General features: G+C 64.4%; 23 protein-coding genes and 1 pseudogene. 12 read left to right on the top strand and 12 right to left on the bottom strand.

Going from position 1 to position 26,384, the window contains the following annotated elements; translation table 11 throughout:
• Positions 1–7: 7 nt before the first annotated feature.
• Positions 8–727, bottom strand: coding sequence for a Crp/Fnr family transcriptional regulator (locus ACX12D_RS22480; RefSeq protein ID WP_459375693.1), 720 nt, complete (start codon positions 725–727; stop codon positions 8–10).
• A 368-nt stretch (positions 728–1,095) separates the two neighbouring features.
• Between ACX12D_RS22480 and ACX12D_RS22475 the strand changes: the two genes are divergently transcribed.
• The 4 genes from ACX12D_RS22475 to ACX12D_RS22460 all read left to right on the top strand — a co-directional run bounded on the left by ACX12D_RS22475 (position 1,096) and on the right by ACX12D_RS22460 (position 3,910).
• Entirely contained in the window at positions 1,096–1,371 is a 276-nt protein-coding gene (locus tag ACX12D_RS22475; protein ID WP_459375692.1) for a hypothetical protein, read from the top strand.
• Positions 1,372–1,629: 258 nt separating this feature from the next.
• Positions 1,630–2,148 carry a hypothetical protein gene (locus ACX12D_RS22470; protein ID WP_459375691.1) on the top strand — a complete coding sequence of 173 codons (519 nt, stop codon included), beginning with the start codon at positions 1,630–1,632 and terminating at the stop codon, positions 2,146–2,148.
• A gap of 62 nt (positions 2,149–2,210) precedes the next feature.
• Entirely contained in the window at positions 2,211–2,462 is a 252-nt protein-coding gene (locus ACX12D_RS22465; protein WP_459375690.1) for a hypothetical protein, read from the top strand.
• Positions 2,463–2,545: 83 nt separating this feature from the next.
• Entirely contained in the window at positions 2,546–3,910 is a 1,365-nt protein-coding gene (locus tag ACX12D_RS22460; protein ID WP_459375689.1) for a TAXI family TRAP transporter solute-binding subunit, read from the top strand.
• Between the two features lie 364 nt (positions 3,911–4,274).
• Here the strand turns inward: ACX12D_RS22460 and proC are convergent, their stop codons facing one another.
• A complete protein-coding gene (proC, locus tag ACX12D_RS22455) occupies positions 4,275–5,093 on the bottom strand; it encodes a pyrroline-5-carboxylate reductase (RefSeq protein WP_459375688.1) in 819 nt (272 codons plus the stop codon).
• A 111-nt stretch (positions 5,094–5,204) separates the two neighbouring features.
• Between proC and ACX12D_RS22450 the strand changes: the two genes are divergently transcribed.
• On the top strand, positions 5,205–6,080 hold the full coding sequence (locus ACX12D_RS22450; protein ID WP_459375687.1) for an IclR family transcriptional regulator: 876 nt from the start codon (positions 5,205–5,207) through the stop codon (positions 6,078–6,080).
• A gap of 18 nt (positions 6,081–6,098) precedes the next feature.
• Here the strand turns inward: ACX12D_RS22450 and dapA are convergent, their stop codons facing one another.
• The 7 genes and pseudogenes from dapA to ACX12D_RS22415 form a co-directional block, all read right to left on the bottom strand.
• Positions 6,099–7,001: a 4-hydroxy-tetrahydrodipicolinate synthase gene (gene dapA, locus ACX12D_RS22445; protein ID WP_459375686.1), complete on the bottom strand. Its 903-nt coding sequence runs from the start codon at positions 6,999–7,001 to the stop codon at positions 6,099–6,101.
• A gap of 74 nt (positions 7,002–7,075) precedes the next feature.
• Positions 7,076–8,860: an ABC transporter permease subunit gene (locus tag ACX12D_RS22440; protein ID WP_459376493.1), complete on the bottom strand. Its 1,785-nt coding sequence runs from the start codon at positions 8,858–8,860 to the stop codon at positions 7,076–7,078.
• Between the two features lie 18 nt (positions 8,861–8,878).
• Positions 8,879–9,982, bottom strand: a complete 1,104-nt coding sequence (locus tag ACX12D_RS22435) for an ABC transporter ATP-binding protein (RefSeq protein WP_459375685.1) — start codon at positions 9,980–9,982, stop codon at positions 8,879–8,881.
• A gap of 44 nt (positions 9,983–10,026) precedes the next feature.
• Positions 10,027–11,115, bottom strand: a complete 1,089-nt coding sequence (locus ACX12D_RS22430) for an ABC transporter substrate-binding protein (protein ID WP_459375684.1) — start codon at positions 11,113–11,115, stop codon at positions 10,027–10,029.
• Positions 11,116–11,195: 80 nt separating this feature from the next.
• On the bottom strand, positions 11,196–12,608 hold the full coding sequence (locus ACX12D_RS22425) for an FAD-binding oxidoreductase (protein WP_459376492.1): 1,413 nt from the start codon (positions 12,606–12,608) through the stop codon (positions 11,196–11,198).
• 344 nt (positions 12,609–12,952) lie between these two features.
• Positions 12,953–13,123, bottom strand: a complete 171-nt coding sequence (locus ACX12D_RS22420) for a hypothetical protein (protein WP_459376622.1) — start codon at positions 13,121–13,123, stop codon at positions 12,953–12,955.
• Positions 13,090–13,252 (bottom strand): annotated as a pseudogene (locus tag ACX12D_RS22415) (branched-chain amino acid ABC transporter substrate-binding protein); the annotation flags it as partial. The gene ACX12D_RS22420 and the pseudogene ACX12D_RS22415, both read right to left, overlap by 34 nt.
• A 231-nt stretch (positions 13,253–13,483) precedes the next feature.
• Between ACX12D_RS22415 and ACX12D_RS22410 the strand changes: the two are divergent.
• Positions 13,484–14,536: a phytoene/squalene synthase family protein gene (locus ACX12D_RS22410; protein ID WP_459376491.1), complete on the top strand. Its 1,053-nt coding sequence runs from the start codon at positions 13,484–13,486 to the stop codon at positions 14,534–14,536.
• A 133-nt stretch (positions 14,537–14,669) separates the two neighbouring features.
• Here the strand turns inward: ACX12D_RS22410 and ACX12D_RS22405 are convergent, their stop codons facing one another.
• The 3 genes from ACX12D_RS22405 to ACX12D_RS22395 form a co-directional block, all read right to left on the bottom strand.
• Positions 14,670–15,191, bottom strand: coding sequence for a hypothetical protein (locus tag ACX12D_RS22405; RefSeq protein ID WP_459375683.1), 522 nt, complete (start codon positions 15,189–15,191; stop codon positions 14,670–14,672).
• A gap of 166 nt (positions 15,192–15,357) precedes the next feature.
• On the bottom strand, positions 15,358–15,510 hold the full coding sequence (locus tag ACX12D_RS22400) for a hypothetical protein (protein WP_459375682.1): 153 nt from the start codon (positions 15,508–15,510) through the stop codon (positions 15,358–15,360).
• A 372-nt stretch (positions 15,511–15,882) separates the two neighbouring features.
• Positions 15,883–16,584, bottom strand: coding sequence for a TetR/AcrR family transcriptional regulator (locus tag ACX12D_RS22395; protein ID WP_459375681.1), 702 nt, complete (start codon positions 16,582–16,584; stop codon positions 15,883–15,885).
• A 312-nt stretch (positions 16,585–16,896) separates the two neighbouring features.
• Between ACX12D_RS22395 and ACX12D_RS22390 the strand changes: the two genes are divergently transcribed.
• The 6 genes from ACX12D_RS22390 (at position 16,897) to ACX12D_RS22365 (ending at position 25,922) form a co-directional block, all read left to right on the top strand.
• Entirely contained in the window at positions 16,897–18,618 is a 1,722-nt protein-coding gene (locus tag ACX12D_RS22390) for an AMP-binding protein (RefSeq protein WP_459375680.1), read from the top strand.
• An 85-nt stretch (positions 18,619–18,703) separates the two neighbouring features.
• Positions 18,704–19,885 (top strand): isovaleryl-CoA dehydrogenase, encoded by a 1,182-nt coding sequence (locus ACX12D_RS22385; protein ID WP_459375678.1) that lies wholly within the window; start codon positions 18,704–18,706, stop codon positions 19,883–19,885.
• 68 nt (positions 19,886–19,953) lie between these two features.
• Positions 19,954–21,561, top strand: a complete 1,608-nt coding sequence (locus ACX12D_RS22380; RefSeq protein ID WP_441641633.1) for a carboxyl transferase domain-containing protein — start codon at positions 19,954–19,956, stop codon at positions 21,559–21,561.
• Positions 21,562–21,611: 50 nt separating this feature from the next.
• Entirely contained in the window at positions 21,612–22,400 is a 789-nt protein-coding gene (locus tag ACX12D_RS22375) for an enoyl-CoA hydratase/isomerase family protein (protein WP_459375677.1), read from the top strand.
• Between the two features lie 82 nt (positions 22,401–22,482).
• Positions 22,483–24,507, top strand: a complete 2,025-nt coding sequence (locus ACX12D_RS22370) for an acetyl/propionyl/methylcrotonyl-CoA carboxylase subunit alpha (protein ID WP_459375676.1) — start codon at positions 22,483–22,485, stop codon at positions 24,505–24,507.
• Positions 24,508–24,848: 341 nt separating this feature from the next.
• Positions 24,849–25,922, top strand: coding sequence for an IS110 family RNA-guided transposase (locus tag ACX12D_RS22365; protein ID WP_459373922.1), 1,074 nt, complete (start codon positions 24,849–24,851; stop codon positions 25,920–25,922).
• Positions 25,923–26,384 lie beyond the last annotated feature (462 nt).

Genomic DNA, 26,384 nt, shown 5'->3' with positions numbered 1-26,384 from the left:
TCCTCGCTCAGATCGCCCGCAGGTCGGGCAGCAGGCGGTCGCACTCGCGCTTCACCACGGCATAGCACTCGCACACGCGCTGCTCCAGCCCTGGCCGGTCGAGCACTTCGATATGCCCGTGGTGGTAGCGAATCAGGCGGGCGTTCTGCAGTTTCAGCGCCGCCTCCGTCACGCCTGAGCGCCGCACGCCAAGCATGTTGGCGATCAGCTCCTGCGTCATCTTCAATTTATTGGTTGGCAAGCGGTCCATGCTGAGCAGCAGCCAGCGGCACAGCTGCTGTTCGATGGAATGATGCCGGTTGCACACGGCAGTCTGCGCCATTTGCGTGATCAGCGCCTGCGTATAGCGCAGCAATAGCCGCTGCATGGGCCCGGCGCGATTGAATTCCGCCTTCACCGTGGCGCTGTCAAGCCGATAGGCCGTACCGGCGCTCTGGACGATGGCACGGCTTGGCGTGGTCTCGCCCCCCATGAACAGCGCAATCCCGACCATGCCCTCGTTGCCAACGATGGCGATCTCCGCCGATGCGCCGTTTTCCATCACGTAAAGCAAGGATATGATCGTCGTGGTTGGAAAATACACATGATTGAGCCGATCGCCAGACTCATAGATCACCTGCCCCAGCGGCAAATCCACCAGCACCAGCTGCGGCGCCAGGCGCGCCCATTCTTCTTCCGGCAACACTGCCAACAGATGGTTGGCTCTCGCGTCATCCTGTGTCTGCATGGGTGTGCCTCATAGGTTCAGGACCTGCCTCTTGCCGGCATCTGCCATGGCAAATCAGGGTCAGGACCGCCATCTCCATCTGAGCCACAGTGTAAACCAGCCGCATGACGCGCTTGTCGGAGCCGCCAGACGCTGGCGGGCGAGCGCTCGCCACCTGCCTTGCGCACTAAAAAGAGAACCCGACTTGCACGCTACCGTACCGACTTGCCACAGGTCCTCGCCTAAGCTGCCCCCAGATGTCGATCGGCCAGATGCCGTAGGGCTGCAGGGCCGCATCACAGCCAAAGCATGCCTCTCCCTCCCCTTGGGGGCATGTGGTAAGTAGTGGCGCTCGATCCACTTGGCAGGGGAAACGTCTTGGAGGGCACATGCAAGCCCAAGCTAGTGGTCACAGTGTGATCGTCTATCCCGACATGATCGGCGGATGGTACTTCGCGGAAATCGACAGGAAAGCCGTCAACCGCTTCGGGCCATTCGAGTCGCACAAGCTCGTCAGGGAGCTGGTTGAGGTGTTGTTCCCGGAGATTCCGGTGCTTGAGTTGGTAGAACCGTCGCCAGAAATGGATGACAGCGCCCTGATGATCCTGGGCAATGGGGAACGGGTATCACAAGTCACAGAAGAGCAGGGAACTGCCAGGCAGTAGACGCGGCTGCGACCGGGCAGGGGTCGTGCAGCCGACCGGCGATGGCGGCAAACGCAAGCCAACGCTGAACGCTATTCCTTTCATGCCCTCGGCCTTCGGGCCGAGGGCTTTTTTTTGCATGGCGCGCCGCATCGGATTCCGTGTCCGCCATCGTACCGACTTCGCAGCCGATCCATGTCAATCTCAGCCTGTCGCGGCGCCGCATTGCGGGCCTTCGCCATGTAGCGAGCGCGATGCGATGGATCTCGAGGTGACATCATGCGCAGCGTCCTGTATTTCCGGCTTAGCGATATCGCCGCCGCAAGAAGCATGCAGTCTTCGTTGCAGGCGTTACCTGTTGCCCCTGTCCATCTCGGCGGGCCCTGGTTCATCCAGCGCGACGACCAGCCCATGGAAGGGTTGCCCCGAGCCGCATCCAAGCAAACAACGTATCGCCAGGAATGGGCGATAGCGGGCACTGTGGCCGGCGCCATATTGGCCATTGCCGCGACGCTGCACTTTGGCACCTCGGCCGGCACCTTTGCCAGCGTCCTGGCCTGCGTGGCAAGCGGGGCGCTCGGCGGCTTGTGCGGCGCCTGGATCGCGGGCCAGCTTGGCGCACGCATCCTGCGCGGCAAGGTGGCCCGGGAGCGCGCGCAACTCGCGCACGGCGAGATGCTGCTGGTCGCGAGCTGCGCCGGCGACGCGAAGGATTCCGTCAAACGCATGATCAATGCGCTGGGCGGCGTGAGCGTCGAGGAACATAGTGACGTCATGCCGGGTTTCCAGTGGGCGTGACGCATTGCGGATGACCGCTGCAGCGCATCACGCCTGCGGCGTGGTATCGACAGGAGCATGTCATGCGAACTCGCCTTATTATTTGCGCTGCTGCGCTCGCGCTCACCCAAGCGGGGTGCTTGTGGGTACCCGGCGGCGAAGGCCGCACCAGTGGCGATGGCGGCTATCGCGGTGCAGACCGGCATGACGGCCATCCAGGCAACGAGTGGAACAACGATCATCGCTCCGGCGATCGCGGACAGCCGTACGGCACGGAGCGCAGCGGCGACAACCGGGAGCACGACTACTCGCCAAGAGGCGGTTGGACACAATGACGTTGCCGGATAGCACGCGCGCAAAAATGCGGCACAGCGCGGGTGCTATCATCCAACGGCCCTAGCCTCCCCCAATCGCGCCGATGCCGCCGGACCCCGCACCAGACAAGCCCACTGCCGCCAACGCGCTCCCTGATATCCGCCGCCTGCGTGCCCGCTTTGTCGCCATTTCCTGGCGCGACCTGGCTGTATCCTTCGGCCCCGTGCTGGCCCTTGCCCTGGCAGCCGTCTGGCTCGCCGTATGGCTGGTGCAGCCGGCGCCGCCGAGCACCATCTCCATCAGCGCGGGCCCCAAGGGCAGTTCCTTCTACGACGCCGCCGAGAAGTACGCAAAGATCCTCGCACGCAATGGCATCACGCTGAATGTGCTGGCCTCCGAAGGCTCTCGCCAGAACGTGCAGCGGCTGGCCGATCGCAAGCAGGACATTGACCTGGCGCTGGTGCAGGGCGGCGTCTCCAGCGATGTGGACACCGAGGGGCTGGTCTCGCTGGGCAGCGTGTTCTACGCGCCCATCACGGTGCTGTACCGCGGCAAGGAACGGCACAAGCTGTCCGACTTCCGCAAGTCGCGCATCGCGATCGGGCGAGAAGGCAGCGGTGCCCGCGCGCTGGCGCTGACGCTGCTCAAGGCGAACGGCATCGAGCCGGGCGGCAGTGCCGAGCTCATCGCGTTCGATGGCGACGACGCCGCCCAGGCGCTGGTCGACGGCAAGATCGACGTGGCCATGCTGACCGGCGATTCCGCCACCGGCCCGATCATGCGCAAGCTGTTTCGCATGCCGGGCATCCGCCTGCTGGATTTCGCGCAGGCCAATGCCTATACGCGGCGCTTTCTCTATCTGCAGGAGCTGGTGTTGCCCGCCGGCGTATTCGACCTGGGCAAGAATCTCCCGGCGCATCCGATCCGCCTGATCGGACCGACGGTGGAGCTGGTGGCGCGCGACTCGCTGCATCCCGCGCTGTCCGACCTGCTGATCGAGGCTGCGCGCGAGGTCCACGGCAAGGCCGGGCTGCTGCAAAGCGCCGGGCAGTTCCCCTCGGCCACCGCGCATGAGTTTCCGCTGAGCGACGACGCCACGCGCTACTACGCGTCGGGCAAGGGCTTCCTGTACCGCCACCTGCCCTTCTGGCTGGCGAGCCTGCTATCTCGTGCGCTGGTGCTTGTGCCGGTGATCGTGATCCTGATTCCGGCCTTCCGGCTGGTGCCCTCGCTCTACAAGTGGCGGGTCAAGTCCCGCATCTATCGCTGGTACGGCGCCCTGATCGAAATCGAGCGCGTGGCGCTGGTGAACCCCTCCGAGGAAGAAAAATCCGCCCTGGCCCAGCGCCTCGACCACATCGAAGACGCGGTCAACAGGATGAAGATGCCGCTCGCCTATGCCGACCAGTTCTATGTGCTGCGCGAGCATATCGTCTTTGTGCGGCGCAGGCTGGCGGGCGCGCTCTGAGCTGGCGCACTGGGCCTGGCGCAACGGGGCGATGGGCGCGGCTGACCATCAGTTTTGATGATGCGGACATTGGCGCGGGCGCCAATACTGATCCAGTACGAAACCATTGGAAACGACGCCGGCAAGCCGAACCAGGCGCGCCGGCCAACGCCCCGCAGCCGCCTGCGAGGCTCACGGGAATCGTGCGCGTGCCGCGCGCGGTCCCGATTGGCCCTGAAAGATTTTTTAATTGATATACAATTACATCAATTGAAATTCGGGCAACCTCACGCAGAGCCACGTCCGCCGCAAGTGCCTTGGGGTGCGCAAGATCCACTCGCACCGGCCTGCACGTTAATACTTCATAGACGCCCATCCCATGTCACTAGTTGGCAAGGTCTCCAAGTTCGACACTACGCCGCGCTGCGGCCTGGATCGCTTCGACGAACACCGCCTTGAGATTGCTCTTCTCCATGGCGTCAATGCCTGCGGCCGTGGTGCCGCCAGGCGAAGTCACCCGCTGGCGCAAGGTCGCGACTGCTTCCGTGCTGCTCTGCGCCAGCGCCGCGGCGCCAACAAAAGTCTGGTGCGCCAGCTGGCGCCCCTGCACGGCGGAAAGCCCCATTTTCTCGGCCGCCTGCTCCATGGCCTCGATAAAGTAGAAGACGTACGCGGGGCCACTGCCGGACAGCGCGGTGACGGCGTCCAGCTGGTTTTCCCGCTCCACCCATGTCACCTGCCCTACAGCGCTGGCGATGGTATCCGCTATCTTCCGGTCGGCTGACGACAGCGTGTCGGCCGGCGCCATGCCCGTGATGCCCTGGCCAATGAGCGCCGGGGTGTTGGGCATCGCGCGCACCACGCGCTGGCAGCCGCCAAGCCAGGCTGACAGCACCTTGAGCCGGATGCCGGCAGCAACGCTGATCACCAACGAATCGCCAAGGCAGTCGCGCAAGGCAGTGCAGACGTCGCGCATGACCTGTGGCTTGACGGCCAGGACCACCACGTCGGCGTCCTTCATAGTCCGATCAGCGGCGGCCATCGTCCGCAGGCCGTGCTCCGCGGCCAGGCGCTCGCGGGTGCCGTCGGCAGGATCGATGACCGTGATGTTCATTGCGTCGGCGCCGTTTGCCAGCACGCCTGCAATGATGGCGCCGGCCATGTTGCCGCCACCGACGAACACTATCTTTAGCTTGTTCAGCATACTCAACTCCAATCTCGTTTGCATCGGGCAAGCGATGCCACATTCCCCACTGCGTGCGCCATGGCTGATGCCCTGTCGCACGCAGTAGCACGTAACACGACAGGATAGACAGTGGAACCAAAATCAAATCGCACCCGCAAGCAGGCGGCCCCGGGCACCGAAGACCAGCTAGCCGAGAACGATAAACGACAGGAAAAGCAGCCGGATCCCACCGATTCAGCGCTCTTTGTCGGCTCGGCCGCCAAGACATTCCGCGTTCTGCATGCGTTTGACGGGCCGATCCGCCATATGACGCTGGCTGACATCGCCAAAGCCGCGCAGCTCGACCGCAGCGCGACGCAGCGCATCGTCTACACGCTGGAAACGCTGGGCTACCTGCGCCGTATAGCCGAGACCAAGACCTATGGCCTCACGCCCAAGCTCCTGCAGTTTTCCTTCAACTACGTGCGTGCCAACGAGCTGATCGACAAGGCGTTGCCTTACCTGCAGGACATCAACCGCACCGTCGGCGAAACGACCAACCTGCAGGAGCTTGATGGCCACGAGATCGTATTCGTCGCGCGCTTCCTGAGCCGGCATCTGGTCAATATGGACATTGCGGTCGGTAGCCGCCTGCCTGCGTTCTGCACCTCCTCCGGCACGGCGATCCTGTCGCGCTTGCCAGAGGACGAATGCGACGCCATCCTGACGGCTGTCGAGCGCGTCGCCATTACACCGTACACGGAGGTACACCTCGGAAAACTGCGCCGGCGCATCCAGCAGGCGGCGGAGAAAGGCTATGCGATCATTGCCAACGAGACGGTGATGGGCGATATCTCGGTGGCGGCACCCATCCTGGATCACCGCGGCCGTCCCGTTGCCGCAATCAATATCTCGGTGCCGACCTCCCGCTGGACCCCCGACAAGGTGGAGTCCGAACTCGCCAAGCACGTGCAGGTGGCTGCGACTTCGGTCTCCAAATCCAAGTTCACCGAGTACGGGCGGTAGGCCACACCCCGCGCGGCATCACGCGTACTCGTAGTCCTTCAGCAGACGCTCGAACTGCTCGCGCAGGCTAGCGCTGGTCTGCGCCGCGGCAGGCAACAACGGCTCCAGCAGGTCGGGGGCGTCGACCCCGATCACCTGCAGCACAGACTTCATCGGGCCGGGATTGGTCTCGGAGAACACAAGGTCGATCAGCGGCATCAGCTGACGATGCATCAACAGCGCCTCGTGCAGGTTGCCCCCACGCACAAGATCCATCAGCCGGCGCCAGGTCTTAGGCAGCATGGTGGCGGTGCTCAGCACCCCGCCATGCGCACCGGCGCCGATATGCAGCGGGAACAGCGTGTCTTCGCCGCTCAGCAACGAGAAGCTCTCGCCGATGCCGGCCACGGTCTTGAGGAAATGATAGAGGTCCGGGTTGCACGCCTTCATGCCGATGATCCGCTCGTGGCGCGACAATTCGTGAATGACCAAAGGATCGATGGCAATCCGGGTGCGATACGGGATCTCATAGAGCAGCACCGGCAGCGGCGATTCGTCGGCAAACCGCATGAAGTAGTCCCGGATGCCTTGCTGCGTGGGGTTCGTATAGTAAGGCGTCACCACCATGACCGCATCCACGCCAACGGCGGCGAAGTCGCGTGCGGCATCGAGCCCGTCGCGCAGGCCCGGCGTCAGCACACCGGCCACGACCGGCATCCTGCCGGCAACGTGGGTGGTGGTCACTTCCGCCATCCGCACGCGCTCGCGCTGCGACAACGAACCGAATTCACCCGTGCCACCCAGCGGCACCACACCATCCGCTCCCTGCCGGATCAGGTAGTCGAGCAAGGCCCGGGTAGCGCCCTCGTGGACGGAGCCGTCGTGCTGTACCGGCGTGGGAATGGCGGCAAAAATGCCTTGCACTTGCTTGGAGTCAATCATCGTCTTGTAGGAGAGGTGCCGCACTGGCGGCTGGTTATTCAATATGATCAATACAATCAATAAGGACGGTGGCGTCAGCGCTCCGCGCTGCGCCGGCGCAGACGGTCCGCAGCCATGATCACCACGGCAATGAAGACAAACAGCAGGCTCGACACCGCGGCGATCGTGGGCGAGACGCTCAGGATTACTTCGTCCCAGAACTGTTTGGGTAGGGTCGAATCCAGGCCGCCGGTCACGAACAGCGCGATGGTCAGTTCATCGAACGACGTCACGAAGGCGAACAGGAACGACGACAGCAGGCCCGCCCCGAGGATCGGGAAGGTGACGTAGCGCATCGTCTGCCAGGGGCGCGCGCCGAGGCTCTGCGCAGCCTGGTCCAGGCGGGTGTCGTAGTTCTTCAGCACGGCCATCATGGTCATCACCACATAGGGGATCGCCACGACGGTATGGCCAAGGATCAGGCCGGCCGCGGAGCCAACGAGGTTGAGCTTGGAGAAGAAGTAGAAGATGCCAACCGCCGTGATCATCCGGGGCACGATGATGGGCAGCAGGATGAAGGCCAGCAGCGCGGCCTTCCACCGGATGTTCGAGCGCACCAGCAGGAACGCCGTGGGCGTGCCGATCAGCATGGCGAGGAATCCCGTGCCCACGCCAACGATCAGCGAGCGCACCGTGGCTTGCATCCATGTAGGCGACTCCCACACTTCGTTGTACCACTGCAGCGAGAACCCGCGCGGCGGCCAGTCAAGGCCGCTGCCGCTCGTGAATGAGATCGGGATCATCAGCAGCGCCGGCAAGGTCAGGAAGGCGAGGATCAGGATCACGACCACCCACAGCAGCTTGCCACCGCCCTCCTCCACCCTTGCCGCCGTACGGGCACGGCGCGGCAGCAAACGCCCCAGCCCGTCCGACAGTGTGGCCAGCACGCCCAGCAACTGGTAGCCGGCGCGCCGCAGCGGGCCACGGGTGCCGGAACTGCGGCCAGCCAGCGCGGTGCCGCTGCCGGCCAGGGTCGACAAGCCGACCAGCTTGTCATAGGCCACGAACACGATCAGCGCGGCGACCAGCAACAGCACCGAGATGGCGCCGGCAAAGCCCCAGTTCATGGTTTGCTGGACCTGGTCGATGATGAGCTGCGTGATCATGGTTTCGCGGCGGCCGCCCAGCAAGGCCGGCGTGATGAAGAAACCCAGCGACGTCACAAAGACCATGATGCCCGCCGCCGCCACGCCGGGCATGGACAGCGGAAAGTAGACCAGCCAGAACGCCGTGCCGGGACGTGCGCCCAGAGTCAGCGCGGCACGCGGCAGGCGCCGGTCGATATTCTCCATCACCGAGATCATCGTCAGGATGGCCAGCGGCATCATGGCGTGCACCATCCCGACCATCACGGCGCCGAAGTTGTAGAGCAGGTCCGCGGGCGCGTCCGTGACGCCGGCGGCTTGCAGCAACTGGTTGAGCACGCCGTTGCGGCCCAGCAGCACGATCCAGGAGAACATGCGGACCAGGAAGCTGGTCCAGAACGGCAACAGGATCCAGAACAGCAGCGAGCTCTTTGCCCGTGTGCCCGCGGCCGACGTCAGGTAAGCCACTGGATAAGCGCCGACAATCGCCAGCAAGGTGGTCCAGCCGGCAATCTTCAGGGTAATCCACAGCACGTCCAGATAGACGGACGAATGGAACAGGCGTGCGTACAACTCGAGGGAAAGGCGGCCGTCCACCGACACGCTCATCCAGATCAGCTGTCCGACCGGGAACACCAGCATGACCAGCAGGAACAGGATGGTGGGCGCGCCGAGCAGGAAATCGCGGTGCCAGGCAGGCCGGCGCTTGGCAGCCGGCGTCGCCGCCGCGCTCATGACTTGAGTGACCATGGCTTACTCCGGGATCGCAACGGCATCTTCGGCCTGCCAGCTCACCGTGAGCGTGTCGCCGGGAAGGTGGCGGCCAAGGCCGCCGCGGGTCAGCTCAGCCACCACCAGCGGCTGCTCTCCAGGCAGGACCAGGTAGGACTTGGTCACGCCGCCCGTCACAACGATATCCGTCAGGCGCGCCGACAGCGTATTGGGCTCGCCCTGCGTGCCCGAGACATGGAGGTTCTGCGGGCGGATCATCACCTTGGCCTGGTCCCCGGGCCGGAAGGCGGCGCCATTGGCCAGCACCTTGCCGCGCGCGGGCAGCCCGTCGAAGCTGACGTCCAGCAGGCTGCCGTTCACCGCATCGACCGTGGCCGGCAGCAAGTTGGACTCACCAAGGAAATCGGCCACGAAGGTGGTGTGAGGACGGAAGTAAAGATCCGCCGGGCTGCCGAGTTGCTCGATCTTGCCGCCGTTCATCAGGCAGATGCGATCGGACATCGTCATGGCCTCTTCCTGATCGTGCGTCACGTACACGATGGTGGTGCCGAGTTCGCGGTGGATGCGCTTGATCTCAAGCTGCATCTGGTCCCGCAGCTTCTTGTCGAGCGCGCCCAGCGGCTCGTCCATCAGGATGATCGAAGGACGGTAGACCATGCAGCGCGCCAGCGCGATCCGCTGTTGCTGGCCGCCCGAGAGTTCCTTGGGCAGGCGATGCGCGACGTGCGGCAGGTGCACGAGATCGAGCACGCGGCTGACCTCCTGCTCCGCCTGCCGTGCCGGCATCTTGCGCATCTTCAGCGGAAAGCCGATGTTCTCGGCGATCGTCATGTGCGGAAACAGCGCGTAGTTCTGGAACACCATGCCGATGTCCCGCTCATAGGGCGCACCGAAGGTCACGTCGGCACCGTTGATGCGGATGCTGCCGCCGTCCGGCTGCGACAAGCCCGCAATCAGGCTCAACAGCGTCGTCTTGCCCGAGCCCGAGGGCCCGAGCAGCGTCAGGAACTCGCCCTCCGGGACCGAGAGGTCGATGGGCGCGAGCGCGATGAAATCGCCGTAGCGCTTGGATAGCTGCTTGGTCTGCAGCTTAGTCTGTGTCTGTGTCTGTGTCACTTGTGGCATCACGCCCACCTTTTCTTGATATTGCCGAGGTCAACGCGTTCGCTTCACTTCAGGATCCAGGCATTGAACTTCTCGAGCACCGGTCCTTGGTTCTTGACCCAGTAGCTGGCATCGATCTTCACGCCACGCTTGATGTTGTCGGGATACGTGGGCAACGTCACGGCGTGCTTCGCATCGATGTACTTGAAGGCGTCGGGATGCGTGACACCGGCAGCCAGGTATTGCGTGAGCTGCGCCTGGCGCTTGGGGTCGGAGGCAAACTTGATGAACTCGCGGCAGGCCGCCGCGTTGGGCGAACCCTTCAGGATGGTCCAGCTATCGACACCCCAGAGGTGCTGGTCCCAGCAGATCCCGACGGGCGCGCCGGCATCCATGGCGGCCTGCGCGCGGGATATCCAGGTAGCAACCATGTCCACTTCGCCGGACTTGAGCATCTGCTCGACCTGCGCACCGCCGCTCCACCAGACCGCGACATTGGCCTTCACCTTGTCGAGGCTGCGCAGAGCACGATCCACGTCGCAGGGATAGACCGATGCGTTCGTGACACCGTCCGCCATCAGTGCTTCCTCGATCGTGTCGAACGGATGCTTGCGCAGCGCGCGGCGGCCGGGAAAATCCTGCACATTCCACATGTCCTTCCATTGCGTGGGCGCCTTGCGGCCCTTGAACGCCTCGGTACGGTAGGCCAGCACGGTGGTGTACACGTTGGCGCCGACGCCATACGGCGACATGTACTGCGCGGGGATGCCCGCTACCACGGGATCGGCGCCCAGCCCGTGTTTCTCGAGGTAATCCTTGCCGTCGGTGGTCAGCACCTCGATCGCGGGCTGGCTGATCGATGCCATGTCCCAGCTGTAATTCTTGGCATCCACCATGGTGCGGATCTGGGCAGTGGGCTCCGCATTGGAGGGCACGCCGACGACCTGGATGCCGGTTGCCTTGGTGAACGGCTTGTAGAACACCTCGCCGTAGGCCTTGGTAAAGACGCCGCCGGAGTCGCGCACTACGATGCGCTGCGAGGCTGCCTTGGCTGTTGTCCAGATGGCCGGCATGGCGAGTGCGGCTGTGCTAGCGGTCAGCAACTTGAAGGCGTCGCGACGCGAAGGATTGCTCGGCTTGTCGGCGTTGCTCATGGCGGTACTCCTACTGGGATGGGACAGGGGACGTGAAGAAAGGAATCGGGGAAAAGCCTGGGCGGCCGGGGCCGGGGAAATCAGGGAATCAGCTTGCCCGGGTTGAACAGGCCGAGCGGATCGAACGCGCGCTTGATCGCACGCATCATGTCGACTTCGACCTCGCTCTTGTAGCGGCGCATCTCGTCCAGCAAGGTCCGGCCCACGCCGTGCTCCGCACTGAAGGTGCCATGCAGCCTGGCCGCGACATCATGTCCGGCGCGGCGCACCGCGGCGGCGGTCTTCGCCGGGTCAGGCAGGGCCTGCCAGGTATTGAACTCAAAGAATGGGATGAAGTGGATATTGCCGTCGCCAAGATGGCCCACCACCACGACACGCGCCTCGAAGTACTCCTCGATCGCGCGGGTAGCCTGGTCAATGAACGCCGGCACCATCGACACCGGCACGGCGGTATCCAGCGTCAGGCCGATGCCGGCCTTCTTGTTGCCTTCCGACACGCTATGGCGCAGCTTCCACATTGCTTCGCGCTGTGTGGAGTTGGCTGCGAGCGCTGCATCGGCGATCAGTCCCAGCTCCAGGCCTCTCTCCAACGTGGCCTCGAGTGTGTCCTGCAGCCGTGCATCGTCGCAGGTATCGCTGAGCTCCACGAGCAGGTGCCACGGGTGGGCATCCGCCAGCGGCGCATGCTGGCCCGGTACGTGCTCCAGCACGATATCGAGCTGGCTGGCATTCATCAGCTCGAACGCGCAGAGCTGGGCGCCGCACGCGGCCTGGAACAAGCCCAGCAGCTTCAGCGCCGCATCCACGTCTACCGGTGCGACCCAGGACATGGCGCGCGCGCTCGGCAGCGGGTGCAGCTTCAGCGTGGCCGCGGTGATGATGCCCAGCGTGCCTTCCGCGCCAATGAACATCTGCTTGAGGTCAAGCCCGGTATTGTCCTTGCGCAGCGTGCGCAGGCCGCGCCAGATGCGTCCGTCCGGCAACACGGCTTCCAGCCCGAGCACGTTCTCGCGTGTATTGCCATAACGAAGGACGCCGGTGCCACCCGCATTGGTGGCGATGTTGCCGCCGATCTGGCATGAGCCTTCGGCGCCCAGGCTGATCGGGAAGAAGCGGCCCGCCTCGATGGCGGCGGCCTGGATTTCCGCGAGCACGCAACCGGCTTGCACCTCCATCGAGTTGTCCGCCGGATCGATACGCACAATGCGGCGCATGCGCGAGAGGTTGATGATGACGCAGTTGCCTTGCTCGTACGGTACCGCGCCGCCGCTCAGGCTGGTATTCCCCCCCTGGGGCAGGACCGCCACGCCAGCGGCGACGCAGGCCTTCACCAATTCGGAGACCTGCTCGGTATTGCGCGGCAGCGCAACGCAAAGCGCCTTGCCGGTATAGCGGCCGCGCCAGTCGCTCACATAGCCTGCCAGATCGTCGCTCTCGGTAAGCAGTCCTGTCGCGCCGACGATATTGCGCAAGGTATCCAGCAACAACTTCATCATGAAATTCCCAGTTGGCCATCGACCCGCGCCTGGCGAATCGGTAGTCAGAGAATAATTGGTTGATATGCGAATAGCAATCTCTTCAATTGCGATGCAATTAATTCAGGGTTTTTCCCTAAGCGACGATGCGCATGCACCAGACTGCACAAACGCGAGCGCATTTGCGGTGCATGGATGGCAAAAATGGGGCGCCGGATGGGAGGCTGCAGCGTGCGGGGCTGGAAATGAAAAAACGCTGCGGGCAAGGCATCAAATGCCTCCCCGCAGCGTCTCCCTGCAGCGTTCTTGTTATTGATCACCTGGTCAAGTCACTAGGCCCCGTCACGCCTCAAGCCTGAACCTCAGGCCTTGATATCCAGCTTGTTGATCAACTGCTTGAACGTGGCGTTGTCCCGCGCAATCACGCGCTTGAAAGCCGGCTCATCGAGATAGCCCTCGCCGTCACCAGGAAGCGCCGCGTGTCCGGGTGTCGCAAGGATCCGCTGCTTGCCACCGTCTTGATGCTCTTCCATTGACCCTGCTGGACTTCAAACAACGTGCAAGGCGGTTTGATCAGGTCGCCAGCGGCGATCGAATGCACTCTTGCCGGTCACGCCGGTGACAACAACCTTCAACAGGCTGGCGATAAACTTCGCGCGGTCGGATCTGGAACCGGGGCCGGCACTGGACAAGGAGTCGCGAGCCTACTCGACGACAGGTCTTGCGCCACGATGTGGAGGCTTCATCCAAGCGCTTCTGTTCGGCCACCAGCTTCCCTGACGTGCCCGGAAATCGACTCAGGCCCGGAATTGCTGTCCCGCAACATCCTTGCCGGATACAATTCGGCAGCGCCTGACCTGTCTAAAACGTCCAATACCGATCTGACCCCATTCATGCCTAACCCTACCCGGGCCTTCCTTCTCGGCCCGCTGCTGAAAGGCGTTTCACGCTCTTTCTATCTCACCCTGCGGGTGCTGCCCGCCGGGATGCGCGATCCGATTGGCCTGGCGTATCTGCTGGCGCGCGCCGCCGACACCATTGCGGACACCTCGCTGATTCCGCCGCAGCAACGGCTGGAACTGCTGCTGTCGCTGCGTGATCAGGTCAACGGCGCCACGGACGATGGCACGCTCATGCGGCGGCTGGCGGCAGAGGTCGCCGGGCAACAAGCGCTATCGGACGAGAAGGTTCTGCTCGAATCGCTCGGCCCGGCGCTGACGGTGCTGTCCCAGCTGGGCGCGGCCGATCGGGCTGCGGTTCGCGAGATCGTGTCGACCCTGGCCTCCGGCATGGAGTTTGACCTGCGGACCTTCCCCGACGAAAGCTCCGGGCAGATTGGCGTGCTGCGCGAATGGGAAGAGCTGGACCGGTACACCTACCTGGTTGCGGGATGCGTGGGCGAGTTCTGGACCAAGATGACCTACGCCCATATGCCCGGAACGCTCAAGGGAGAATCCGAGGCGATGCTGCTGCGAGGCGTGCGCTTTGGCAAGGCGCTGCAGATGACCAATGTGCTGCGGGACTGCGCCAAGGACCTGCGGATCGGGCGTTGCTACCTGCCCGGGGCGATGTTGGACCAGTATGGACTGACGCCGCAGGATTTGCTGCTGCCAGGCAATTCGGCGCGTGCGAAACCACTTCTGTTCGCGCTGATCCGCACGACGCTGGGTCATTTCCGTGAGGCGGTGGATTACACGTTTGCCATTCCTGCGTTCTCCGTTCGATTGCGCCTGGCGTGTTTGTGGCCAGTGCTTATCGGGCTGGAGACACTGCTGCTGCTTGCGGGCAACGACGATTGGCTGGATCCGGTGAAAGTGCTCAAGATTCGGCGGAGCGAGGTGTACCGGATTGTGGGGTATTCAGCGTTGATGGCGCCGTCCAATGGCTTGCTGCGGATCTGGGTTGAGCGGTTGATGGGGGGGATCGAGGCGCGGCTGGAACGCTAATGGCGAAAGAAGCCTTCCGCATCTGCGGAGCGAACCCTGCGGACATTGCGCGCCTTTGCACCCGCCGCGCAACGGCCCATGGACGCGATCGCGCCTGGGCCAGGCGCCACACAGCGGGTCTCCAAGGCTGCAATCACTTGCTGCTGGAGTGGTCGTCGCCCCCAAGCGGATCGACAATGATCATGGTGCGGTCCAGCACCCCGCGATCGTCAAAGTAGGCGCTGAAGTGGGCCGGCTGGTAAGCGCCGATGTAGAGCCGGTACGACCATGCCTCACGCTTCATCAGCGGGTAGTACTCGACCGGCTCGCGTGGCAGGCCGAAGCGCTGGGCCACGTCCTGCTTGGTCCAGGTACCCGGGCGCGCCTCATAGATCTCCTTCTCGGTAAGCATCTGGCGGAAACTGGTGAGGTTTCCGCTGGCGTCGAAATCCGCCGCGTAGACTTCGAACCCGAGCGGCTGCTTTGAGTAGATCCAGCGGCTGGTGCCGCCGGCGAGCTGGTAGGTCTCCGTGGGCTTGCCAAAGGTGTCGCGCACGGTGCTCTGCGGGCCGCCGATCATTTTTTGCGCGGTCTCGACCGGCTGCAGGAACGCGCAGGCGCACAGCGCGAGCGCCGCGGCGCTCGCCCCTATCCATCTGGCTAAGCGATATTGCATGACCATTCTCCATCGTTGGCGCGGGTGGTGTTCTCGGGCCAGGAACCCTTCCAGCATAGTTCAAGCACGCGCACACGCCGCGCGCCCCGCCCTGACGGTAAACGCTTCAGGCAGCGGATTATTCCACTGGTTTCCAGCAACCCGGCCGGCAGTGGCAAAGTTGGCCTCAGCAAACGTACCCCGCGATATAGCAGAACGCCGCCGTGCCGCTCCCGTACTCGGTGTCGCGCAGCGTGAATGCACCGGACAGGCAGATGAACGCGGTCATGCAGGCCAGGAGAACAAGCAGGCAAATTGCCAGAATGGATAGTTTTTGCATGGCAAACCCTTCCCTCGGAGAAGCAGCGGGCGCCGACCCGACGAGCCGACGCATGGCGAAAACCGGGGCGCCAGTCGCAAAGGCCGCGCTGAGGCCCCTCCGCTGATTCACCCGCTATTTCACCCGCTGATTCACCGTTACGCATTTCCCATGCCCGTGCCGGCACGGCGAAAATGCGCCCGAATGTGCTTCGGAAGGGAGCCACGCCGCTAGCGCTGTTGGGCTGTGCCACACACCGGGGTTGGCGCCGCCCGAACTGTTACCTGAGCGCAGACCTTGATCCTGCCTCGCCAACGCCGCGGCACGACGGTGCGCCCGATTTCGTACGCCCGATTTCGTGCACCCTAATTCGCACGCCCTATTTCGTGCGCCCTATTTCGTGCGCCCGTCCACTCGCCGCAACGCCGCCCCCACTTCCCCATAAAACTCCCGCAGCGCCGCTACCTCCAGGTCCGGCGGCAGTAGTGCCGGCCAGAGCAGCGCCACGATATCCTTGGCGGTCCGCTCGATATCCACCGGCCGCTGCCTGGCGATTGCGTCCCAAAGAATGTGTTCCATCGGCCCGAAGATCGCCGAGCGCAGCAAGCTCAACGGCAGGTCGGCCCGGATCTCCCCACTCTCCCGCGCGCGCGCCAGCATATCCATCAGTGGCGCGGTGTAGCGCCGTTGCAGCGGCACGAACACCTCGCCCAGCCCCGGCCCTCTGGCGCGGCCTTCGGAGAGCACCAGCGCGCATAGCCCGGTACCCTGGATCAGGAACAGCCGAAGATGCGTGCGCACAAAGAACTCGAGCTGCGCCTTGGTGCTCTGGCCGCGCGGCATGCCTTCTTCCACCGCCGCGATGATCTCGTCGTACCAGTCTTCGATCACCCGCACACAAAGCTCGCGCTTGCCGTGGAAATAGGTGAACACCGTGGCTTCGGAGATGCCCAGGCGCTGGGCGATCTCGGTGGTGGTGGTGCGCTCGTAGCCCATTTCGGCAAAGACTTCGCGGGCCACGCGCAGGATGTCGCGGATGCGTTGCTCCGCCTTGGCGCTCGCGGGGACGCGGCGCCGCACCATGATGTCGTCCATCGACGTGTTACCTCGCTTGCCGGAAGCCGGCGATTATAGTGCGGCGCAGCATGAAACAGATGCCCGGGCACGCCCTGGGGCGCTGCTCGCCTCCGTCACGGGATTGTAATTGATCTTTACTCAACTCATGGTTGCAATTTTTCGGGTCTGCGTGTACTTTTCCAGTCAACGCCACTGCCCTGATGCCACATAGGACGGGACAAGGCCCAGAATATATGCGCACTCCCCGACTTGAGCTACACTCAACAAAGTTGAACAAACCTCAAGAAACCGGGATACGGACAATATTGCGACAGCGCTTTGGAGACGAGTATGACGATGCAGGGTGCGGCTAGCCCAACGATCTTGCCCATTGGCGGGCTCTCCCACGTCAGGGGCAGTACCGACATTCCCTTGTCCGAGCTGACGGTGCCGGCGCTGCTAGCCGAAACCGTAGCGCGTTTCCCGGATCGCGAGGCGGTGGTGTTTCGCGAGCAGGGTATCCGCTGGAGCTGGCGGGAATTTGCACAGGTGGTGGACGCCATGGCCGGGGGCTTGCGCCTGCTGGGCCTGGCGCGCGGGGACCGCATCGGCATCTGGTCGCCGAACCGGGTGGAGTGGCTGGTCACGCAGTTCGCTACCGCACGCCTTGGGCTGGTGCTGGTGAACATCAATCCGGCATACCGCCTGGCGGAGCTGGAATACGCGCTGAACAAGGTGGGCTGCAAGGCGATCGTGGCGGCGGAGTCGTTCAAGACGTCGCGCTACCTGGAAATGCTGCAGGCACTGGCGCCGGAGTTGCAAAGCTGCGAGCCGGGCGCGCTGCAGGCAGCGCGCTTGCCCGCGCTGCGCTGGGTGATCCGCATGGGCGGCGAGCGCACGCCGGGCATGCTCAACTACGATGCGCTGCTCGCCCATGGCACGCATGCCCTTACCGGCGAGCTGGACGCGATCACCGCGCAGCTGGACCGCTACGATCCGATCAATATCCAGTTCACCAGCGGCACCACCGGCGCGCCCAAGGGCGCCACGCTGACGCACCGGAACATCGTCAACAACGCACGCTTCATCGCCATGGCGATGCGCTTCTCCGAGCAGGACAAGCTGTGCATCCCGGTGCCGTTCTATCACTGCTTCGGCATGGTGCTGGCCGTGCTGGCTTGCGTATCCACCGGCGCCTGCATGGTGTTCCCCGGCGAGGCGTTCGAGCCGGCGGCAACCATGGCGGCGGTCAGCGAGGAGCGCTGCACGGCCTTGCACGGCGTGCCGACCATGTTTATCGCCCAGCTGGACCATCCGGATTTTGCCAAGTACGACTTCTCCACGTTGCGCACCGGGATCATGGCGGGCTCGCCCTGCCCCATTGAGACGATGAAGCGCGTGATCTCGCAGATGCATATGGCGGAAGTCACGATCGCCTATGGCATGACCGAGACCAGCCCGGTGTCCTTCCAGAGTTCCACCACCGACCCGCTCGACAAGCGCGTGACCACCGTGGGGCTGATCCAGCCGCATCTTGAGGTCAAGCTGGTGGACGGCACCGGCGAAATCGTGCCCGTTGGCGAAAAAGGCGAGCTGTGCACGCGCGGCTATTCGGTGATGCAGGGCTATTGGGACGACGAGCCCCGCACCCGCGAGGCGATCCGCGATGGCTGGATGCACACGGGCGACCTCGCCACCATCGACGCCGAGGGTTACTGCAACATCGTCGGGCGCGTGAAGGACATGCTGATCCGCGGCGGCGAGAACGTCTACCCGCGCGAAATCGAGGAATTCCTGTTCCGCCACCCGAAGGTGCAGGCCGTGCAGGTGTTCGGCGTGCCCGACCCCAAGTACGGCGAGGAAGTCTGCGCGTGGATCGTGCTCAAGCCGGGCGATACGGCCACCGAGGACGATATCCGCGCCTTCTGCCGCGACCAGATCGCGCACTACAAGATTCCGCGCTACATCCGCTTTGTCGACGAAATGCCCATGACCATCACCGGCAAGGTGCAGAAGTTCGTGATGCGCGAGCGCATGACGCTGGAACTGGGGCTTGGCGACAAGACCAAGTGACGACCCAACTGAATCCCATCTGACATCGGGCCGCCGCCAGCCGCGGCGGTATTCCACTAGATAACGAGCTAACGAGCACTCAACCATGAACGAACTCCCCGGCCTCAATTTCCACCTCGGCGAAGACATCGACATGCTGCGCGAAACCGTGCGCAACTGGGCGCAGGCCGAACTGGCGCCGCGCGCGGCGGAGATCGACCGCACCGACCAGTTCCCGATGGACGCCTGGAAGAAGATGGGCGACCTCGGCGTGCTCGGCATCACGGTGGCGGAGGAATACGGCGGCGCCAATATGGGCTACCTGGCCCACATGATCGCCATGGAAGAAATCAGCCGCGCCTCGGCATCGGTCGGCTTGTCGTACGGCGCGCACTCCAACCTGTGCGTCAACCAGATCCACCGCAACGGCACCGCCGCGCAAAAGGCCAGATACCTGCCCAAGCTGGTCTCCGGCGACTGGATCGGCGCGCTGGCCATGAGCGAGCCCAACGCCGGCTCCGACGTGGTGAGCATGAAGCTGCGCGCGGACTTCAAGGGCGACCACTACGTGCTCAACGGCACCAAGATGTGGATCACCAACGGCCCGGATTGCGATGTGCTGGTGGTCTACGCCAAGACCGAGCCGGACCTCGGCGCGCGCGGCATGACCGCCTTTATCGTCGAGAAGGGCATGAAGGGTTTCTCGGTGGCGCAGAAGCTGGACAAGCTCGGCATGCGCGGCTCGCACACCGGCGAGCTGGTGTTCCAGGATGTGGAAGTGCCGGTGGAGAACATCCTTGGCGGCGAGAACCTGGGCGCCAAGGTGCTGATGAGCGGCCTGGACTATGAGCGCGCCGTGCTCTCCGGTGGCCCGGTGGGCATCATGCAAGCGTGCATGGATGTCATCACGCCCTACATCCACGACCGCAAGCAGTTCGGCCAGAGCATCGGCGAGTTCCAGCTGATCCAGGGCAAGGTGGCCGACATGTACACCACCTTGCAGGCAGCGCGCAGCTACCTGTACACCGTGGGCAAGAACCTGGACTCGCTCGGCACCGCGCACGTGCGCCAGGTGCGCAAGGACTGCGCCGCGGTGATTCTCTATACCGCCGAGAAGGCCACCTGGATGGCCGGCGAATCCGTGCAGATCCTGGGCGGCAACGGCTATATCAACGAGTACCCGGTGGGCCGCCTGTGGCGCGACGCCAAGCTGTACGAGATCGGCGCCGGCACGTCGGAAATCCGCCGCATGCTGATCGGGCGCGAGCTCTACGCCGAAACGGCCTGAGCATCCAGCCGACGCCCCCCGCGCCACAGCGCAAGCCACGAGAACAAAGACCCGAGATCCGACACCTTATGCCCACGCTCGAAACCAAACTCAATGCGCGCTCGGAATCCTTCCGCGCCAATGCCGACGCCATGCAAGCGCTGGTCGTCGATCTCAAGGCAAAGATCGCCAAGCTGGCGGAAGGCGGCGGCGACGAAGCCCGCGCCAAGCACCTTGGGCGCGGCAAGCTGCTGCCGCGCGAGCGTGTGCAGCAACTGCTGGATCCGGGCACACCGTTCCTGGAACTGTCGCAGCTCGCGGCTTACGACATGTACGACAATGCCGCGCCGGGCGCGGGCATCATCACCGGCATCGGCAGCGTGGCCGGGCAGGAATGCGTGATCGTCTGCAACGACGCGACCGTCAAGGGCGGCACCTACTACCCGCTCACCGTGCGCAAGCACCTGCGCGCACAGGAGGTCGCCGAGCAGAACAACCTGCCCTGCATCTACCTGGTGGACTCGGGCGGCGCCAACCTGCCCAACCAGGATGACGTGTTCCCGGACCGCGACCACTTTGGCCGCATCTTCTACAACCAGGCCAACCTGTCCAAGCAGGGCATTCCGCAGATTGCGGTGGTGATGGGTTCGTGCACGGCCGGCGGCGCCTATGTGCCCGCCATGAGCGATGAGTCGATCATCGTCAAGAACCAGGGCACCATCTTCCTGGGCGGCCCGCCGCTGGTGAAGGCCGCCACCGGCGAGGAAGTCACCGCGGAAGACCTGGGCGGCGCCGATGTGCACACGCGCCTGTCGGGCGTGGCCGATTACTTTGCACAGAACGACGCGCATGCGCTGTCGCTGGCGCGCAATATCGTGCAGCACCTGAACCGCCGCAAGCCGGACCAGATCCGCCTGCACGAGCCGCTGCCCCCGCGCTATCCGGTGGAAGAGCTGTACGGCGTGATCCCTACCGACACGCGCAAGCCCTATGACGTGCGCGAGGTCATTGCGCGCATCGTGGACGACTCGGACTTCGACGAGTTCAAGGCGCGCTACGGCACCACGCTGGTGTGCGGCTTTGCGCGGATCTGGGGCTACCCGGTGGGCATCATCGCCAACAACGGCATCCTGTTCTCGGAGTCGGCGCTCAAGGGCGCGCACTTTATCGAACTGTGCTGCCAGCGCAAGATCCCGCTGGTGTTCCTGCAAAACATCACCGGCTTCATGGTGGGCCGCAAGTACGAGAACGAAGGCATTGCCCGCAACGGCGCCAAGATGGTGACCGCAGTGGCAACCGCGCAGGTGCCCAAGTTCACGGTGATCATCGGCGGCTCGTTTGGCGCTGGCAACTACGGCATGTGCGGGCGCGCTTACTCGCCGCGCTTCCTGTGGATGTGGCCGAACGCACGGATCTCGGTCATGGGCGGCGAGCAGGCGGCCAGCGTGCTGGCCACCGTGCGCCGCGACGGCATCGAGGCCAAGGGCGGCAGCTGGAGCGCGGAAGACGAGGACAAGTTCAAGCAACCGATCCGCGACCAGTACGAGCACCAGGGCCACCCCTACTACGCCAGCGCGCGGCTGTGGGACGACGGCGTGATCGATCCCGCGCAAACCCGCACGGTGCTGGGCCTGGGCCTGTCGGCGAGCCTCAACGCGCCCATCGGCGAGATGAAGTTCGGCGTGTTCCGCATGTGATGGCCAGCGCCCCGGATAACAGATCGCACCGCACCGTACAGGACACCAACATGGAATTCACCACGCTTACCGTCACGGCCGCGCAGCACGTGGCCACCGTCACGCTGAACCGCCCGGACGTGCGCAACGCCTTCAACGAAACCGTGATCGCCGAGCTCACCGGTGCGTTCCGCGCACTCGGCAGCGAGCCCACGGTGCGCGCCATCGTGCTGGCGGGCAATGGCCCGGCCTTTTGCGCCGGCGCCGACCTGAACTGGATGAAGAAGATGGCAGGCTACTCGCACGACGAGAACCGGTCTGACGCGCTCACGCTGGCCCAGATGCTGCACACCATCTGGGCCTGCCCCAAACCGGTGATCGCGCGCGTCCACGGCGACACCTATGCGGGCGGCGTGGGCCTGGTTGCCGCCTGCGACATCGCCGTGGCCGCGGAGACGGTGAATTTCTGCCTGTCGGAAGCGCGCCTGGGCCTGCTGCCCGCCACCATCAGCCCCTACGTGATCCGCGCCATGGGCGAGCAGGCGGCGCGCCGCTACTTCATCACGGCCGAACGCTTCGGTGCGGCCGAGGCGCTGCGGCTGGGCTTTGTGCATGAGGTGGTGCCGGGCGATACGCTGGACGCCAAGGTGAGCGAGATCGCCGCCGCGCTGGTGGCCAACAGCCCCAATGCCGTGCGCGAGAGCAAGCGGCTGGTGCAGGAAGTGTCCGGCCGCGCCATCGACGACACGCTGCTGGCCGATACCGCCGAGCGCATAGCCGCGATCCGCGCGTCGGACGAAGGCCGCGAAGGGGTGCGCTCCTTCCTGGAGAAGCGCTCGCCGTCGTGGCGTCCTGCCTGAGCCTACGCACCCAGCCAATCATGCGCATCCGCCGCGTGGCCACCGCAGCCGCGCCGCCAGAACCAGAAAACTAGGAACAGCCATGTTCAACAAGATCCTGATCGCCAATCGCGGCGAAATCGCCTGCCGCGTGGCAGCCACCTGCCGCCGCCTCGGCATCCGCACGGTAGCCGTCTACTCAGACGCCGACGCCAACGCGCGCCACGTGGCACTGTGCGACGAGGCCGTGCATATCGGCGGCGCGGCAGCGCGAGACAGCTACCTGCGCGGCGATCACATCATCGAGATGGCCAAGGCCACCGGCGCGCAGGCCATCCATCCCGGCTACGGCTTCCTCTCCGAGAACGACGGCTTCGCCGAAGCTTGCGCCGAAGCCGGCCTCGTCTTTATCGGCCCGCCGGCTTCCAGCATCCGCGCCATGGGCAGCAAGAGCGCGGCCAAGCGCCTGATGGAGGCGGCCGCGGTGCCGCTGGTGCCCGGCTACCACGGCGAGGATCAGGAGCCCGCCCTGCTGCGCCGCGAAGCCGACCGCATCGGCTACCCGGTGCTGCTCAAGGCCAGCGCCGGCGGCGGCGGCAAGGGCATGCGCGTGGTGGAAGCCAGCGAAGGCTTCGAAGCCGCGCTGGCTTCCGTGCAGCGCGAGGCCAGTGCCAGCTTCGGCGACGACCGCGTGCTGGTCGAGAAATACCTGACCCGCCCCCGCCATATCGAGATCCAGGTCTTTGCCGACACGCACGGCAACTGCGTCTACCTGTTCGAGCGCGACTGCTCGGTGCAGCGCCGCCACCAGAAGGTGCTGGAAGAAGCGCCGGCCCCCGGCATGAGCGACGAACGCCGGCGCGCCATGGGCGAAGCCGCAGTAGCCGCCGCGCAGGCCGTGGGCTACGTGGGCGCTGGCACGGTGGAATTCATCGCCAACCAGGACGGCTCGTTCTACTTCATGGAGATGAACACCCGCCTGCAGGTGGAGCACCCGGTCACCGAGATGATCACCGGGCAGGACCTGGTGGAGTGGCAGCTGCGCGTGGCCTCGGGCGAGCCGTTGCCGCTCAGGCAAGATCAGCTTCAAATCCACGGCCATGCGCTTGAAGCCCGCGTCTACGCCGAGAACCCCGACAAGGGTTTCCTGCCCTCCACCGGCACGCTGCGCTACCTGCGCACACCGGCAGCGGTCACGTTCGCGCTGGGCCAGGACGGCAACGGCCCGGCCGGCGTGCGCATCGACTCCGGCGTGCGCGAGGGCGACACCATCAGCCCGTACTACGACCCCATGATCGCCAAGCTGATCGTGTGGGGCCGCGACCGCGAGGAAGCGCTGGCGCGCATGGCGCAGGCGCTGGCCGAATACCACGTGGTGGGCCTGTCGACCAATATCGCCTTCCTGCAGCGGCTGGTGACCTCGCAGGCGTTCCGCACGGCGGACCTCGACACCGGCCTGATCGAGCGCAACCAGGCGGCACTGTTCCCGCCGCCCGCGAAGGTGGGCACCGAAGTCATCGCGCTGGCCGTAGCCGCGTTGGTGGATGCGCAAACCCGCGCGCGCCGCGTGGACCCGGCCGACGCGCATTCGCCCTGGCAGAACGCCGGCGCCTGGCGCCTGAACGGCGACGCCACCAGCCAGTTCCTCCTGCGCACCGGCGAAGGCGAAACGCTGGCCAGCCTGCGCAGCGATGGCGGCAAGCAATGGCTGACGGTAGGCGAGCAGACCCTGCCCTTCCGCGCCGCCAGCCTGGCCGGCAGCCACGCACTCGACCTGGGCGAGCGCACGGTCAAGGGCAATACCCATCTCGAAGGCGACGCGCTCTACGTGTTCAGCGGCAAGCAGCAAACCCGGCTGGAAGTCATCGACCCGCTAGCCCATGCGGGCAGCGCCGACGCCGAGGGCGGCAAGCTGGTGGCGCCGATGCCGGGCCGCATCATTGCGGTGATGGTCAAGGCCGGCACGGTCATTGGCAAGGGCGATCCGCTGATCGTGATGGAAGCCATGAAAATGGAGCACACCCTGACCGCGCCGGCCGACGGCGTGGTGCAGGAGGTGCTTTATGCCATCGGCGACCAGGTGCAGGATGGGGCTCAGCTGGTCACGTTGGAGGATGTGGTGGTGTGAGTGAATGGAGGCCTTGGGGGGGCAGTTTGTAGGCCCACTGACTGTAGCCCCGCTGACGCGGGGAGACACGTTTGGTGGGTGGGGTTTTACTGCTTCTAGCTGCTGTCGCGGCTGTACGGTGTTGGCCGTTTTGGAACGTGTGAGATGTCACTTTTCTTTACTCGTAAAGAAAAGATGGTATGAACGCGCCCCGTCCCCGCAGTGGAGCGCGAGGTAGCGAGACGGTAGTGTGGGTCAGGCAGAAAAGAGTCTGATGAGAGGGGGTCCCTCCAGACCGAACGGCATCGCAATGTGCCAGAGTGGAAGATGTCACCACCACTACAGGAACGGAGGGACCCGAAATGAATGCTATGACATTTGGGCTGGATATTGCAAAGCATGTGTTCCAGCTGTACTGGGTTGACCCTGAGACTGGCGAGATTCACAACCGGCGATTTCAGCGTCAAAAGCTGATCGAGTTTCTAGCTCAGCACAAAGGACGCGTGGCGCTGGAGGCGTGCGGCAGCGGGCACTGGTGGGCCCGCAAGCTCCTAGAGATGGGCTATGAGGTGAAGCTGTTGCATGCGAAATACGTCCGCCCGTTCGTGCAAACCAACAAGACTGACGCCGCGGATGCGCGCGCAATCTGGACGGCGGCGCAACAGCCGGGCATGCCGACAGTGACGCCGAAGACAGTGGAGCAGCAGGCCACGCTGGTGTTGCATCGGATGCGAGAGCAGCACATCAAGATGCGCACCATGATGATCAACGCTTTGCGCGGCGCGCTCTATGAGTTTGGCTTGAGCTTCAAGAGGGGGCGTCAGGCAGGTCTGGCGGAGATGAACGAGAGACTGGCCGAAGTGGAGGAAGACGTGCCGGCGAGGGTCTTCGAGGCGTTGCGCGAACAGTTCGAGCTGATCGGTCGGCTAGACAAAGGCATTGAGCAGTTGGAAGGACAGATCAAGGCCTGGTCCCAAACGCAGCCAGCGTGCGAGCAACTGATGGCGATTCCGGGGATTGGCATGCTCACGGCCACGGCGATGCTAGCGACGATTGGCGATGCGCAGGGCTTCGAATCGGGGCGGCAACTGTCGGCCTACTTGGGGCTGGTGCCGCGCCAGCGTGGCACTGGGGGCAAGGTGCAACTGGGGGCGATTAGCAAACGCGGAGACCGTTACCTGCGCATGCTGCTGATCCACGGTGCCAGGGCAGTCCTGTTCCGGGCCAAGGACAAAGGGACTTGGTGCGACCAGCTGGCGCGCCGACGCCCGACCAACGTGACGGTGGTGGCGATGGCGAACAAGGCGGCGAGAATTGCCTGGGCGGTGCTGAGGGGCAAGGAGCCGTATGAAAGAGACCACGAATTGAAGAAAGCGGCGAGGGCCAGGCAAATGGCGGATTCCGCGCTAGGGCATCTGCGCCTACCAAAACCGTAGGCACAGCAGCCCTAGCTGCGGCTATGAAGCAGGTTAATTGAATTCGACTAGCAGGTTGCGCGGGTAGACGTGAAGTGATGGCAAGGCAGGTTGGACCGCAAGAACGAGACCCTGATCGGTTACAAGTGCTTCGAGCACGCTGAAAAGACGAGGGCCGCTCTTGGCGAATTCCATAGGGGCCCGCAGGCTTGACCTGCATGAGGCCGGATATAAGGCTGCAACCAAATCCTCGCCGAGCATCATGAGATGATTTACCTGGCAAACCGGGGCGCGTTCATATAAGTAACCAAAAGAAAGCGATCCTTGCAGGAGGCTGGCGTGGCGTCATTGGGGGCCCCAATGGTTTCGTCGTACGGCCCTGGGTGCTAATGGACTCGTGCCGTTACCGGTTCAGAGCACCACGACCCGGACAATGCCCAGGGATTCGTGGTGGTCCCCCCGATAGCGCCCACCACGAACTTC

This window comes from Cupriavidus sp. PET2-C1 (genome assembly GCF_054515855.1).
The sequence above is the reverse complement of the archived record's forward strand: the minus strand, read 5'-3'. Positions and strand labels throughout refer to the sequence as shown.

Excerpts from the sequence above, each read along its gene's own strand:
- ACX12D_RS22370 (WP_459375676.1), top strand. The coding sequence starts at position 22,483 with ATGTTCAACAAGATCCTGATCGCCAATCGCGGCGAAATCGCCTGCCGC.
- proC (WP_459375688.1), bottom strand. The coding sequence starts at position 5,093 with ATGCTGAACAAGCTAAAGATAGTGTTCGTCGGTGGCGGCAACATGGCC.
- ACX12D_RS22435 (WP_459375685.1), bottom strand. The coding sequence starts at position 9,982 with ATGCCACAAGTGACACAGACACAGACACAGACTAAGCTGCAGACCAAG.
- ACX12D_RS22390 (WP_459375680.1), top strand. The coding sequence starts at position 16,897 with ATGACGATGCAGGGTGCGGCTAGCCCAACGATCTTGCCCATTGGCGGG.
- ACX12D_RS22380 (WP_441641633.1), top strand. The coding sequence starts at position 19,954 with ATGCCCACGCTCGAAACCAAACTCAATGCGCGCTCGGAATCCTTCCGC.
- ACX12D_RS22460 (WP_459375689.1), top strand. The coding sequence starts at position 2,546 with ATGCCGCCGGACCCCGCACCAGACAAGCCCACTGCCGCCAACGCGCTC.
- ACX12D_RS22430 (WP_459375684.1), bottom strand. The coding sequence starts at position 11,115 with ATGAGCAACGCCGACAAGCCGAGCAATCCTTCGCGTCGCGACGCCTTC.
- ACX12D_RS22475 (WP_459375692.1), top strand. The coding sequence starts at position 1,096 with ATGCAAGCCCAAGCTAGTGGTCACAGTGTGATCGTCTATCCCGACATG.
- dapA (WP_459375686.1), bottom strand. The coding sequence starts at position 7,001 with ATGATTGACTCCAAGCAAGTGCAAGGCATTTTTGCCGCCATTCCCACG.
- ACX12D_RS22410 (WP_459376491.1), top strand. The coding sequence starts at position 13,484 with ATGCCTAACCCTACCCGGGCCTTCCTTCTCGGCCCGCTGCTGAAAGGC.
- ACX12D_RS22420 (WP_459376622.1), bottom strand. The coding sequence starts at position 13,123 with ATGGAAGAGCATCAAGACGGTGGCAAGCAGCGGATCCTTGCGACACCC.
- ACX12D_RS22400 (WP_459375682.1), bottom strand. The coding sequence starts at position 15,510 with ATGCAAAAACTATCCATTCTGGCAATTTGCCTGCTTGTTCTCCTGGCC.
- ACX12D_RS22365 (WP_459373922.1), top strand. The coding sequence starts at position 24,849 with ATGAATGCTATGACATTTGGGCTGGATATTGCAAAGCATGTGTTCCAG.
- ACX12D_RS22470 (WP_459375691.1), top strand. The coding sequence starts at position 1,630 with ATGCGCAGCGTCCTGTATTTCCGGCTTAGCGATATCGCCGCCGCAAGA.
- ACX12D_RS22395 (WP_459375681.1), bottom strand. The coding sequence starts at position 16,584 with ATGGACGACATCATGGTGCGGCGCCGCGTCCCCGCGAGCGCCAAGGCG.
- ACX12D_RS22375 (WP_459375677.1), top strand. The coding sequence starts at position 21,612 with ATGGAATTCACCACGCTTACCGTCACGGCCGCGCAGCACGTGGCCACC.
- ACX12D_RS22425 (WP_459376492.1), bottom strand. The coding sequence starts at position 12,608 with ATGAAGTTGTTGCTGGATACCTTGCGCAATATCGTCGGCGCGACAGGA.
- ACX12D_RS22440 (WP_459376493.1), bottom strand. The coding sequence starts at position 8,860 with ATGAGCGCGGCGGCGACGCCGGCTGCCAAGCGCCGGCCTGCCTGGCAC.
- ACX12D_RS22480 (WP_459375693.1), bottom strand. The coding sequence starts at position 727 with ATGCAGACACAGGATGACGCGAGAGCCAACCATCTGTTGGCAGTGTTG.
- ACX12D_RS22405 (WP_459375683.1), bottom strand. The coding sequence starts at position 15,191 with ATGCAATATCGCTTAGCCAGATGGATAGGGGCGAGCGCCGCGGCGCTC.
- ACX12D_RS22465 (WP_459375690.1), top strand. The coding sequence starts at position 2,211 with ATGCGAACTCGCCTTATTATTTGCGCTGCTGCGCTCGCGCTCACCCAA.
- ACX12D_RS22385 (WP_459375678.1), top strand. The coding sequence starts at position 18,704 with ATGAACGAACTCCCCGGCCTCAATTTCCACCTCGGCGAAGACATCGAC.